This window comes from Arcobacter rhizosphaerae, from assembly GCF_049472155.1.
GTDB lineage: Bacteria > Campylobacterota > Campylobacteria > Campylobacterales > Arcobacteraceae > Arcobacter_B.
On record NZ_JBMOVW010000001.1, the window covers coordinates 13,412 to 26,686 of the forward strand.

Below are 13,275 nucleotides of genomic sequence, written 5' to 3' on the forward strand. Positions count from 1 at the left end.
ATTTAGTTTTTGAAATAATCTCTAGTATATTCATATCCAGAGTAAATTGTAAGGGCAACAGCTAGCCAAAGTAGTGCCGTTGCAAAAGGCCAGTTCATTATTAAAAATCCTATAGCTATCATTTGAACTACAGTTTTAATTTTACCTGCCATTGTCGAAGCAACATCTTTTCCTTCACCAATTGCTACAACTCTAAGGCCTGTAATAAAAAACTCTCTTGAAAGAATCAAAAATACAGCCCATGCACTTGCTCTATCAATTGCCATAAGTCCTAAAAAACCTGCAAGCATAAGCATTTTATCTGCTAAAGGGTCTAAAATTCCACCTAATTTTGTCATTTGGTTCCAAGATCTTGCTATAAAACCATCAAAAAAATCTGTAACAGATGCAATTACAAAAATAAGTCCTGCAAAATAATCAAGCCATGAGGGGTGCCATGTTTCAAATATTGCATTGTCTCTATCTACTAAAAACCATAGCATTAGCGGAGCTAATGCTATTCTAAAAAGAGCAAGTGCGTTTGGTAAATTTAAAGTTTTTGTCATTATTTAAATGTAGTCCCACCATCAACGATTAGTGTATGACCTGTAACCCATGAAGCATCATTTGTACATAAAAAGTAACATGATTGAGCTAAATCTTCTGGTTGACCAATTCTATTTAATGGCGAGTATTCAGCAGTTTTTGCTTTAACTTCTTCATAGTTTGTAAAAGCTTTAAGTGCATCTGTGTCAATTGGACCACCAGAAACTGCATTTACTCTAATATTCATTTCACCAAGTTCTGTTGCTGCATATCTAACCATAGCTTCAACAGCTGCTTTATTTGTACCATGTCCTGAATAGTTTTCAATATACACAAGATTACCTGTAGAAGATAATGAAACAATTGCCCCACCACCTACTTTTTGCATTCTTTTTGCAGCTTGTTGTGCACCACAAACAAATGCATTTACAGTTGCTGTATAAATATTATTTAATCCTCTTGGTTTTAATTTCATAAATTTACCATATCCACCAACTACTGCTCTTCCGTAAATCATAGCATTTGAAATAAAGAAGTCAACTCTATCAAAATCATTATCAATTTCTAAAAATAACTCTTTAGCAGTTTCAGGTTCTAAGATATTATATGCATAACATCTACATTTTACACCAAATTTATCTTCTACATCTTTACAAATATCTTGTGCAATTTGTTCATTTGAATTATATGTAAAAGCTACATTTACTCCATTTTGTGCAAATTTATATACACACTCTTTACCGATACCTTTTGTACCACCTGTAATTACTAAAGTTTTACCTTTCATTTCGTTACTCATTATTTTATTACCTCATATAATTTTAAAGTTTCTTCTAATTTTTTCATTGTTTCAGCACTTGGTGCTGTTAATGGTAGTCTATATTCTAACGTATCAAGTAATCCTGCTAAATACATTGCTGCTTTAATTGGAATAGGGTTACTCTCCGTGAATAATACACTATTTAATGGATATAAATCTTCATTTATTTGTCTTGCTACATTAAACTTTCCTTCTTCTACACTATGAACTAGTTGAGATTTTAAATTTGGTAATATGTTAGATGTTACAGAAATGATTCCTTTTCCTCCGTTTACTAACATTGGGAAATCAATTGCATCATCTCCTGAAACTACTACTAAATCTTTTCTTCTTGATAAAAGCTCTACTGTTCTTTCAAGTGAACCAGTTGCTTCTTTTATTGCATAGATATTTGATACATCATCAAATAGTCTAATAGCTGTATCAGCTTCTAAGTCAACACCAGTTCTCCCTGGCACATTGTAAAGCATAAATGGAATTTCTACAGAATTAGCAATTGCTTTATAATGCTGATATAAACCTTCTTGAGTTGGCTTGTTGTAGTAAGGAGTTACAGATAATAGTCCATGTGCTCCTACATCTTGAGCATGTTTTGCAATATCACAAGCTTCATGAGTTGCATTTGAACCAGCTCCTGCTATAACTTTTACATTAGTTCCTTTACAAGCTGCAACAGCAACAGAAATACAATCTTTATGCTCTTGATGTGAAAGTGTAGCACTCTCTCCTGTTGTTCCAACTGGAACTACTGCGTCCATACCTTGCTCTATTTGTCTTTTAATTAAAGACTCATATTTTTCTAAATCTACTTTTCCATTTTTAAATGGGGTAATAAGTGCCGTCATTGCACCTGTAATAATTTCCATATTATTTATCCTTTCCTACTACTAAATCTTAAAGTCTTCACTCACAGGAGTATTAACTGTATGTTTTGAAAATTTTTCTAAAAAATCCCAGAAGCTTTGTTTAGCTTCATCTGAAATATCTGTTTTTCTAAGAATTTCTTCCATTGTTCCAAGCCATTCTCTTCTTGCTTTTTCTGTAATTGAGAATGGTTCATGGGCTTTAACCATATCAAAGTGTCCTACAGTTTCACTATAATGTTTAGGTCCACCTGCTGCTTCTATAAAAAACTTCACATTATGAGCTTTAACTTTTTCTAATTCTTCTTCCTCTTGTGGGAAGAAGTTCCCAATATCACTATCTACAATTAAATCATAAAATTCATCAAATAGTTTTATTAAGCCTTCTTCTCCAAGCTCTTCAATAAAGATTGGTTTTGGGTATTCAAAGTCAGGTTTTTCACCAAAATTTGTTTTGCTTACATGATAATCCATACTATTTTTCCTGTTTTAAAATTACTGTAGTTGAATTATTTTTTATTAAATATTTATTGGCAACTTTAATTAAATCTTTTTTACTTAATTTTTCAACTTCATTTTCATAAGATAATAAAGGCTTTATATTATCTCTTACTAAATATGAACCAAATAAATTAGCAACTGATGAAGAGCTTTCTAATGAGAAAATAAAATCAGCTTTTGTATTGATTTTGATTTTTTCAATATCTTTTTTAGTGATTTTACCTTTTTTTACTTCATCAATTATTGCTAAAATTTCTTTTTCAATTTTTTCAGCTTTTACCCCTTCATTTGCAACTGCAACAAATAAGAAAAGACCTGGATCTTTTAATTCTAAATTATAGGCATAAATAGTGTTAACTAATCTTTTTTCATCTACTAATCTTTTTTGTAAAATAGAGCTTTTACCTGAACTTAAAAGTTCACTTAATGCAGATAAAGCAACTTGATCTTTATGTTCAAAATTTGGTAAATGGTATGCAATTGCAAGCATTTGTACAGCTGAGTCTTTATTTATAGTAACTCTTTTTGCTCCATCTTGCTTTGGCTCTACTGTATGAATAGTACTTGGAATTTCTTTAGTATTTTTAATTTTGCTAAAGTGTTTTTTTGCTGCTTTAAACACTTCTTCTTTTGTAATATCACCAGCAACTACAACTATTGCGTTTTTTGGTTGATAATATGTACTATGAAAATCTTTTATGTCTTTAATAGTCCAGTTTTTGATATCACTCATAAAACCAATTGGTGTCCAATGGTATGGATGATAAATATAAGCATTATTAAAAAGTCTAAATTGTAAATATCCCATAGGGTTATTATCAGTTCTCCATCTTCTTTCCTCTGCAACTACATCTCTTTCTGGTTGAAATTCTTCATCTTTTAATGTAAGGTTTTCCATAAGCTCAGCAAATAAATCTAAAGATTTACCCATATTTTTTGAAGCTGATTTAATATAGTAGTGAGTGTAGTCAAATGATGTTGAAGCATTATTAACTCCCCCAAAACCTTTAACTATTTCATCAAACTCTCCAGCATTTAAATTTTTAGTAGATTTAAAGTTTAAGTGTTCTAGCATGTGAGCTATTCCACTTTTTCCCATTTTTTCATCTCTACTTCCTACTTTATAAAAAATATCTGTTGAGACAACATTTGATCCATTGTCCATAGGAATAGCTACTATTTGTAGCCCATTTTCTAAAGTTTTTGTATAATATTTTGGTAAACTACTACTCATTAATTCTCCCGAAATTATAATTAATAATGAAAAATGAATTAGTAATAATTTAAATGTACTTCTCATTTTTCTTTCCTTTTACTTTAAATCTGCGCCAATTGCTTCACTAATATGTGAATATCCATCTTTTTTTAGAAGTTCTAAAAGTTCTTCATTGATATTTTTAACCATTGAAGGACCATCAAAAACTAAGCCTGAATAAACTTGAACCAAAGAAGCACCTGCTTTTATTCTTTCATAAGCTTGTTGTCCTGTTGAAATTCCTCCAACTGAAATTAAAATAGTTTTACCATATAGGGCTTTAGCTAATTCTTTAAATAAAGAGTATGACTTTTGCGTTAAACAAGCACCACTTAAGCCACCAAAATTTTGACAGTTTGGAACTAAACTATAATCTATTGTTGTATTTGTAGCAATTATCCCAGCTGCTCCTGCATTTACAGCACAATTAGATAATTCAATTGCTTGTTCTATTTCCATATCAGGGGCAATTTTTAATAGTATTGGTTTTTGTGTTAACTCTTTTGCCATTGTAAAAAGTTCAGTAATAAATTTTTCATTTTGTAAATCTCTTAAATTTGGAGTATTTGGACTTGAAATATTTATTACTAAATAATCACTTATTTTTTCAAATTTTTTTATAAGTGTTTTATAATCGCTTAGTGCAAACTCTTCAGGTGTAGTTTTGTTTTTCCCAATATTTACACCTACTGGAATCTCAAAAGGGTGTACTTTTTTTAAGTTTTTTAAAACTGTGTGTGCCCCTTTATTATTAAAACCCATAGCATTTTGTACTGACTTATGCTCAGGATATCTAAACATTCTTGGTTTTGCATTTCCATCTTGTGGTCTTGGAGTCATTGTTCCAATTTCAGTAAATCCAAATCCCATTGCTGGCATTGCTTTTATCATTGTTGCATTTTTATCAAAACCAGCAGCAAGACCAACAGGATTTACAAATTTAACATTAAAGATTTCTTGCGTAAGTTTTTCATCACTTATAAAATTCTTTTTTTCCATAGGATTTTTTAATAGTTTACAATTACCTACTAATTTTAAACCTACTTCTGCAATATTATGAGCTGTTTCTGGCTCAAACTTGAATAGAACTTTTTTGATATTGTCGTAACTTAACAAGTGAATCCTTTTTTAAAATTTAGATATTTTATCTAAAAATCGTTAAATATAAGTTTTAATGAGGTTTTAAAAGTATTTCTAGCAAATATTTTTTTAAATATTTGCTAAATTATATAGTCGTTGATACTCTTCACAAGTATTTAATAAGTTTTTTTCATTATCAATTGCTATAATTTTCCCATCTTTAAATACAGCAATTTTGTCAGCATTTTTAATTGTGCTTAATCTGTGAGCTATAACAAAGGTAATTCTATTTTTTGATATTTCGTCAATTACTTCTGAGATAATTGATTCACTTTCATTATCTAAGGCCGATGTGGCTTCATCAAGAATTAAAATCTGTGGTTGTTTATATAAAGCTCTTGCTATGGCAATTCTTTGTCTTTGACCTCCACTTAAATTTGTTCCAGATTCATCTAATTTAGTATAAATGCCATTTTCAAGTTCATTTATAAAATCAAGTGCATGTGCTTGTTTTAAAGCCTCAATTACTCTTTGTTCATCAATTTCATAACCGTAAGCTACATTTGCTGCTACTGTATCATTAAAGATGTAAACCCTTTGTGTAACAACTGAGATATTATTTCTTAATGAGTGAATATTTAAATCTTGAATATTTTCATTATTATATTTTATAAAACCTTTGCTAATATCGTAAAATCTGATTAAAAGATTAATTACAGAAGATTTTCCTCCTCCACTATCTCCAACAAGGGCAAACTTTTCACCTTTATTAACTTTAAAGTTTATATCTCTTAATGCCGTAAAATCATCATATTTAAGCTCTACATCTTTAAACTCAATAGTATTTATTTGTGAAGGGAAGTCTTTTTTCCCACTTGTTATTTGTGCTTTTTGAGCAAATATTTGTTTAATTCTTATATCTGCTGCTATTGCATCTTGCATCTGGTTATATAAAGATGAAAGTCTTTTTATAGGAGTGTATAAAGAGAATAGGGCAGTTGTAAAAGATAAAAATGAACCTGTAGTTAATTCACCACTAATTACTTGTGACCCTCCTACTATAATTACAACAGCAAATCCAATAGAACCAATTATTTCCATAATAGGAGATACTAAAGCATTTGTTTTTACAGTATTAATTGTAACTCTAAAAAAATTATAATTGTGTTTTTTGAAATTATCTAGTTCAATTTGATTTGTAGAGTTAGCTTTTATAAGCTCAACATTATTAAAAGTTTCACTTAAGTGAGATGTAATATCTGAAATAGATTCTTGGGATTTAAAAGATAGTTTTTTCATCTTTTTAGCTAATTTTGATAAAGGAATAATTGCTATTGGAAGTACTACTAATCCATAAAAAGCAAGTTCTGCACTTTGATAAATAGCAACTGCAACTAATCCAATAATAGTTAGAATTTCTCTTATCATATCTGCAACAAAGTTTGACACTGCTTGTTGAATTCTATTAATATCATTTGTAATTCTTGATATTAATTCACCACCATGCTTTTTTTGAAAAAATTCCATATCAAGTTGTAACATGTGTTTTAAAAGTTTATCTCTAATAATTCTTACTATATCTTGACCAATAAATGAAATATAATATTTTTGGATATATCCACCCACTCCTTTTATGGCATAAATTCCTACAACTATAAAAGGCATTATATACAATAACTCTTTGTCTTTGTTAATAAATATATCATCTAGTAAGGGTTCGATTATATAAACAGTTCCAGCAGTTCCTCCTGCTACCATTATCATTCCCATTACTGCAAAAAAGAATTTAAGTTTATAGTTTTTTATATATGGTAAATAGTGTTTGTAAAACTCTCTCATTATTATCCTAATTTTATAAATAAGATAATATTATATCTAAAAGAAATTTAATACCTAAATAGGCTTTTTAAACATAATATAAAATTTTTTAAAACCAAACTCTTTTAATGTTAAGCCAAATAATATAAAACCGCTAAGTGTTGAAGCAAAAGCAAGTCCTGCTGCACCATAAGGTTGTATTAAAAGTAGTGAAAATATTATGTTGAAACCTAGACTTTTCATAGCAATTTTTGCAGCTAAAAACTGCTGTTCTTTTGCATATAACCAAAGTGAAAAAATCTTAGCAATTCCATAAGGAATAAGACCAATTAGATACATAGTTAAGATTAAAGCTGTGTTTATTGTATCTTCTTTGTCAAAAGCACCTCTTTCAAATAAAAGCCAAATAATAAACTCATCAAAAACTATACCTATAAAGGTTGCTAAACTAAGTAAAGCAAATAAAATTAATGAAGATTTTTTCATAAGTTTTAAGGCTTTATTTTCATCTTTATTTTTAATGGCTTTTGCTATCATTGGAAATAGTGCTATTGATGTTGCTATGGCAAATAAAGCTAAAGGTAATTGAAAAACTCTATTTCCATAATAAAGATAAGAAATAGAACCTGATACTAAAAATGAAGCAAGCCAAGTATCTAAGAAAGCAGAAATATGTGCAGTTGAAGAACCTAGTGTTGCTGAAAAAAAGTTTTTATAAAATTTGTTTTCTTCTTTTTTCTTATGTTTTTTAAAGTGAAATATTTTGCACAAGCTTAGATTTTTAATAGCTATTAAGTGAACTACTATTTGCATTAATCCTCCTGCTAAAACCCCATAAGATAAATAAAAAGTAATGTCATATTTTTCCATATCTTGTGAAATTAACAATGCAGCAATCATTCCTAAGTTTAAAAGTGCTGTAGCATAAGCTGTTGTAGCAAAATGATTTTTATATTGAAGTAGAGCAGCCATAAAAGTAACTACAAAAATCATAGGTAAATAGTAAAAGTTTATAGCAAAAAGTGGTGCTGCTAAATCAATAGTTTTTTCATCAAAACCTATGGCAATTGCTTTTGCTACTAAATGGGAAAAAGCAGTTACTAAAAGTGAGAGAATTATTAAAAATCCAAAGAGCTGCAAAAATATAATAGATGAAAATCTAATTTTATGTTTTGATTTTGCATAAGCTGGAATAAAAGCTTGTGTAAAAGCTCCTTCTGCAAAAACTCTTCTAAATAAATTTGGTAATTTAAATGCAACAAAGAAAATATCTGAATAAATATTTGCACCTAATATTGAAGCTGTTAAAAGGTCTCTAATAAAACCTAAAATTCTTGAAGTTAAAATACCTGTACTATTTGTAAAAATTGATTTAATTAACATTAAAACTCTACTTTATAATCTGATTTCTTGTGAATATTAATTTGAATATTACCCTTAAAAGTTGTTAAATGACCTGAAATAATTTTAATTTTAGAATTATTTGGCGGTAGTAGGTCTTTATTTTTTGAATAAAGTTTAATTTCTTTATCTTCAAAATATAATTTATTCTTTTTCACAAGACCTTTTAAGTTAGTAACTATTTCATTTTGATATGTCGGATTGAAAATATCTATATTTTTTGCATTTAAATATAGTTTTTTATAAGAAAAATCATTTTTTTCTTCTTTTAAAACTTTAAATTCTTTTACTTCTTTTAATCCATAAAAATTTTTTATTTCAAAGATATTTAAACTATAAATATACCCAAGTTTTAATTTTTCTGCATTTTTATAAAAGTATACTGCTCTATTATTTTTTTGTTTTAATATAGCATTATTTTTATTTTTGTAGATTACAATGGCATTTTTAATTAAAAAAGAATCTTTTATTTTCTCTTTTTCATATAATTTTGAGATTAATATTTCTTTATTTTCATTAGAATTTATATTAGAAATTAAATTTCTATTTTCATCTTTTATACTAAATTTAGCAAGAATGGGTAAATGATCAGAATATCCATATCCTAAATGAATTTTATTTTTCATTTGCCATCTATTAATTTGTTTATTTTTGTATAAATAATCTGCTTTAAGAACTTTAAAAGAGTAGGGAATATAAGATATTTTTTTTGTATCAAATAATGCTTTTGGTAAAATGATATTATCAGGTGTTTGATTTTGATTTCTAAATTTGTTTGAAAATCTTTCATGATTTGGCAAATCAAGCCATAGATTATAATGAGAAATTTTTTCTTTTTCCATTAAATCATCATAGGTATTAAACTCTTTTTTTAATTTGGTGTTTAAAACTTGATTTATTCCTGTAATACCATAGGTATCATTGAGTTTATTATATTTAAAAGTTTCATCTTCATTGTAATTTGAATTAAAGTCTCCCAGTAATATATAATCATAATCTTTTGGAAGTTCTTTTATTCTATTATATAATTTTTTTGCGAATTTTATTCGAAAACTCTCTTTTACTCTTTTTGAAGGCCAGTGATTATTAAATACTTTAAATTCATAATTTTTTATTTTAAAAGTAGTCTCTAAAATTGGTCTAAAAGTCTTATTTGAAAATTTTACATTAATATCTTTTGAATCTGTAATTTTTATTTTTGAGATAAAACCAAGACCAATTGCTGAATTTTTATACTTTGTAAAACTGTAATATTTATATTCAGGTAGTTTTTTAAGTAAAAGTCTTATTAGTTCTTTATTTTCAATTTCTTGTAATGCTATAATTTCACAATTTATATCTTTAATCACACTTAAAGTATTGTTTAGTTTTTTTTGAAAAGTTTTTTTATTCCAATTACTTTTAGAAAAAGGTTTGTATTCTTTATACTCGGTTTTTTGGTTTTTTAAATCAAATAAATTTTCTACATTATAAGATGCTATACAAAAATCTTTTGCATTTAAATTTATTAGAACTAAAAGGAAAAAAAGAAAGAAACTCCTAAACAAATATAAACTCCAATATTTTTTATAATATTATCAAATATATTATATTTAAGAGGTAAAATTAAAGAAGCAAAAAAGAAAATGCTTCTTTTTTACTTATTTTTTAGTATTTAATCTTGATTGATACTCTTGAGGGTGATCACATACGGGACAAACTTTTAGAGCTTTTTTACCTCTGTGCACATGACCACATACTTCACAGATCCACTCTTCTTCTTCATCACTAACAAATTCTTTACCACTTTCAAGTCTATCTTTTAATCTTTTGTACATATTTTCATGTTCAATTTCAACTTTTCCAATTAATCCTAGCATTCTTGAAATATCTTTATGTCCTTCGTCACTTGCTACTTTAGAAAAATCTGGATACATTGTTTCATTTTCATAGCTTTCTCCATCAATGGCAATTTGAAGGTTTCCAACTGTATCTTCAAACTCTTTCCCATAATTAAGTACATTGTATGCTTTTAGTTCTAATTGAGCATGTTTTTTTTCATTATTAGCTGCTCTTTGGAAGTGTTCTGCAATATCTCTATAACCTTCTTTTTGAGCAATCTTAGCAAAATACTCATATTTATTTCTAGCCATTGATTCACCAGCAAATGCTTTCATTAAGACAACAGAAGTTAAGTCCTCTGTAATACAGTCCATCTTTTTACCACAGCAGTGAAGTTCTCCTCCCCCAACTTTAGATAATTCAACCTCATTTCCACATACACTACACTTATAACTTTCGTATTGTCTCATTTGTTTCTCCTTGAAATTTAAAATTGTATTATTCTAACATCTGAAATTTAATTTGTTATTAAACTTGTAAAAAAACTTAACCTTTAGTCACGTCTTTATTTCTTTTCTTAAAATATTCTTTTTCAACTCTACATAAAGGACAGGCACCTGGAGGTTTTTTCCCTCTATGAACATGACCACAAACTTCACATACCCACTCTTCTTCAACATCAGACTCTAAGAATCCTTCATCAATTAAGGCTTGTTTTAATTCTAAATATTCATTTTCATGTTCAACTTCAACTTTTCCTATAGCTTTGAACATTCTAGCAATTTCTTTTAATCCTTCTTCTTTCGCAATTGCTTCAAAGTTAGGGTACATCTCTTCATGCTCATATTTTTCACCATCTGCAGCATATTGAATATTTTTTGCAGTTGAATCTAATTCTACATTATGAACTAATTTATTATATGCTTTGAATTCTGCCATTGCATGATATTTTTCATTATCAGCAGCTTCTTGGAAAAATCTTGCAATTTTGTGTAAGCCTTCCTCAAATGCTACTTCGGCAAAGAATTCATATTTGTTTCTAGCTTGTGACTCTCCTGCAAATGCTTTCATTAAATTTACTGCTGTTAAATTTTCTGTAATCATTTCCATTTCTTCACCACAGCAAGATAATTTTGCATTTGTTCCTGTTTCTTGTACTTCTACTTCACAACCACATTTGTTACATTTGTAAGTTTCATATTGTCTCATAATTTAATCCTATTATTAATATTTATTTTCTATGGAAAATTTTTTTCCGTTGAAGAAATTATAGTACATCTAAACTTAAAGGAAAATTATTCTCATTTAATAAAATTTATGTTATAATTAAACTTATGAAAATAAGTATATAGTTTTTCAAGATTATATATGAGATTATGTGAAATTAAATGATATATATTGTATTATTTCACGAAAGGAAGAGAAGTTATGACAAATTATACTACTTTATTAAAAGATTATGATTTAAAAGTTACTCCTCAAAGAGTAGCAATTGTAGAAGAACTTTATAAAAATGGTCACATGAATATTGACGATTTATATAAAAAATTATTAGAAAAATTTCCATCAATATCTTTAGCAACTATTTATAAAAATATAAATGCAATGGTTGAAAAGGTATTTCTTTCAGAAGTTAAAATCCCAAATACTAAATCAGTATATGAGTTAGTAAAAGAAGAACATGCTCACATGGTTTGTTCATCATGTGGTTATATAGAAGATGTTGTTGTAAATAGCTCTAATATTTTAGAAGAAGCTACTGTAAAGAGTAATTTTAAAATTCAAAGTGCTGATATTGTGATATCAGGTCTTTGCCCAAAATGTGCAAAATAGTTTAGCTTATGCTAAACTATTTTGAATCACTAATCCTAATACTACCATTAAAACAATTCCTGCACTTTTATTATAAAGTTTATTAGCTGTTATAAATACTAACATAAGTGATAGTATTACTGCTGCTGCAATATCAAAGAAGTATAAGTTTAAATCTACATTTAAAGGATTTAATAAAGAAGACAAACCTAAAACCATAGTGAAGTTAGCAACATTTGATCCTATAATATTTCCAATTGCTAAATCTGCATTGTTATTCATAGCAGATTTTATTGAAATTGTAAGCTCTGGTAAAGATGTACCAAAGGCAACTAGGAAAAGACCAATTATCCATTCACTAATACCAAAGTTTCTAGCAATATTTCCTGCACTATCAATAGCAAAATCAGCTCCACCCACTACAAATACAAATCCTATAATAAGTAAAAAAGATGTTTTTCCCCAAGCAAATTTTTCTTTTGCTAACTCTTCATCTATTTCTTCTACTTGATTTGAACTAATTAAGAAAATTAAATATGCAGCCATTAATAATAAAAATAAAATACCATCAATCATATTTAGTTTTCCATCAATTCCCATTAGAATAAATACAAATACAGGGAATACAATCCATGCTGAATCTTTAGCAAATAAATCTCTTTTTGGAGCTATTTTTTTAGCAACTAGGAAAACAGCACCTAAAACTAATGCAATATTAAATATTGTACTTCCAATGACATTGGCAACGGCAATATCTGCACTCCCTTTTAATGAAGCAGACATAGATACAGCCATTTCAGGTAAAGAAGTTCCAAGTGCTATTAATGTTGCTCCAATTACAAAGTGTGAAATATTATAATGAAGTGCAATTTTTTCACTTTGTTCAATTATAAAATCAGCACCATAAATAAGTGCAGCCATTGCTACTGTAAAAATTATAAAATCCATTTATGAATTCCTTACTATTAAACTTTTTGGTAGATTAAATTTATTAATCAACTCTTCTTCTTTATTTCTATGCTCACCATTGTCAACTTCATGATCATATCCAACTAAGTGAAGTAAGCCGTGAATAAATAGAAGAAAAAACTCATCTTCTTCTTTATGTTTATATTCATTCGCTTTACTTTTTACAAAATTTTCTGAAATTACGATAGAACCTACTGGCATATTAGGCATATCAAACTCTAAAGGGAAACTTAATACATCAGTTGGCTTATCTATATTTCTATGTTCATTATTTAATTCTTGAATTTCTTCATTATTTGTGATAATTAATTCAATATCTTTTGAAGTTACATATAAAGCTATCTCTTCTAGTTTTGATAAATCAAATTCTAAAGAGGAGTTGTTTTCTATATCAATCATCTTTTTCCCTT

Annotated in this window: 14 protein-coding genes; 1 reads left to right on the plus strand and 13 read right to left on the minus strand. The window is 27.7% G+C overall.

Going from position 1 to position 13,275, the window contains the following annotated elements; all coding sequences use genetic code 11:
- Positions 1-2: 2 nt before the first annotated feature.
- The 11 genes from pgsA to ACH5BH_RS00120 form a co-directional block, all read right to left on the minus strand.
- Positions 3-545: a CDP-diacylglycerol--glycerol-3-phosphate 3-phosphatidyltransferase gene (pgsA, locus tag ACH5BH_RS00070; protein WP_404304618.1), complete on the minus strand. Its 543-nt coding sequence runs from the start codon at positions 543-545 to the stop codon at positions 3-5.
- Positions 545-1,324, minus strand: coding sequence for an enoyl-ACP reductase (locus ACH5BH_RS00075; RefSeq protein ID WP_404304616.1), 780 nt, complete (start codon positions 1,322-1,324; stop codon positions 545-547). The genes pgsA and ACH5BH_RS00075 overlap by 1 nt, the downstream gene beginning before the upstream one ends.
- A complete protein-coding gene (gene dapA / locus ACH5BH_RS00080; RefSeq protein WP_404304614.1) occupies positions 1,324-2,211 on the minus strand; it encodes a 4-hydroxy-tetrahydrodipicolinate synthase in 888 nt (295 codons plus the stop codon). Before dapA ends, ACH5BH_RS00075 begins: the two co-directional genes overlap by 1 nt.
- A 21-nt stretch (positions 2,212-2,232) precedes the next feature.
- Positions 2,233-2,682: a globin domain-containing protein gene (locus ACH5BH_RS00085; RefSeq protein ID WP_404304612.1), complete on the minus strand. Its 450-nt coding sequence runs from the start codon at positions 2,680-2,682 to the stop codon at positions 2,233-2,235.
- A gap of 1 nt (position 2,683) precedes the next feature.
- Positions 2,684-4,009: a M16 family metallopeptidase gene (locus ACH5BH_RS00090; RefSeq protein WP_423297039.1), complete on the minus strand. Its 1,326-nt coding sequence runs from the start codon at positions 4,007-4,009 to the stop codon at positions 2,684-2,686.
- A gap of 12 nt (positions 4,010-4,021) precedes the next feature.
- Positions 4,022-5,080 (minus strand): quinone-dependent dihydroorotate dehydrogenase, encoded by a 1,059-nt coding sequence (locus tag ACH5BH_RS00095; protein ID WP_423297040.1) that lies wholly within the window; start codon positions 5,078-5,080, stop codon positions 4,022-4,024.
- Positions 5,081-5,173: 93 nt separating this feature from the next.
- The gene (locus ACH5BH_RS00100) at positions 5,174-6,883 is read right to left on the minus strand and encodes an ABC transporter ATP-binding protein (RefSeq protein WP_404304606.1); all 1,710 of its coding nucleotides are present in this window, start codon (positions 6,881-6,883) and stop codon (positions 5,174-5,176) included.
- A gap of 54 nt (positions 6,884-6,937) precedes the next feature.
- Entirely contained in the window at positions 6,938-8,245 is a 1,308-nt protein-coding gene (gene murJ, locus ACH5BH_RS00105) for a murein biosynthesis integral membrane protein MurJ (RefSeq protein WP_423297041.1), read from the minus strand.
- Positions 8,245-9,810 (minus strand): endonuclease/exonuclease/phosphatase family protein, encoded by a 1,566-nt coding sequence (locus ACH5BH_RS00110; protein ID WP_423297042.1) that lies wholly within the window; start codon positions 9,808-9,810, stop codon positions 8,245-8,247. Before ACH5BH_RS00110 ends, murJ begins: the two co-directional genes overlap by 1 nt.
- A 93-nt stretch (positions 9,811-9,903) precedes the next feature.
- Positions 9,904-10,554, minus strand: a complete 651-nt coding sequence (locus ACH5BH_RS00115) for a ferritin family protein (RefSeq protein WP_423297043.1) — start codon at positions 10,552-10,554, stop codon at positions 9,904-9,906.
- Positions 10,555-10,630: 76 nt separating this feature from the next.
- Complete coding sequence (locus ACH5BH_RS00120; protein WP_404304598.1) at positions 10,631-11,293, minus strand: ferritin family protein; 663 nt, start codon at positions 11,291-11,293, stop codon at positions 10,631-10,633.
- A gap of 219 nt (positions 11,294-11,512) precedes the next feature.
- Between ACH5BH_RS00120 and ACH5BH_RS00125 the strand changes: the two genes are divergently transcribed.
- Positions 11,513-11,917, plus strand: coding sequence for a Fur family transcriptional regulator (locus ACH5BH_RS00125; RefSeq protein WP_404304596.1), 405 nt, complete (start codon positions 11,513-11,515; stop codon positions 11,915-11,917).
- A 6-nt stretch (positions 11,918-11,923) separates the two neighbouring features.
- Here the strand turns inward: ACH5BH_RS00125 and ACH5BH_RS00130 are convergent, their stop codons facing one another.
- The gene (locus ACH5BH_RS00130; RefSeq protein ID WP_404304594.1) at positions 11,924-12,844 is read right to left on the minus strand and encodes a calcium/sodium antiporter; all 921 of its coding nucleotides are present in this window, start codon (positions 12,842-12,844) and stop codon (positions 11,924-11,926) included.
- The gene (gene ybeY, locus ACH5BH_RS00135; RefSeq protein WP_404304593.1) at positions 12,845-13,264 is read right to left on the minus strand and encodes an rRNA maturation RNase YbeY; all 420 of its coding nucleotides are present in this window, start codon (positions 13,262-13,264) and stop codon (positions 12,845-12,847) included.
- Positions 13,265-13,275: the final 11 nt, after the last annotated feature.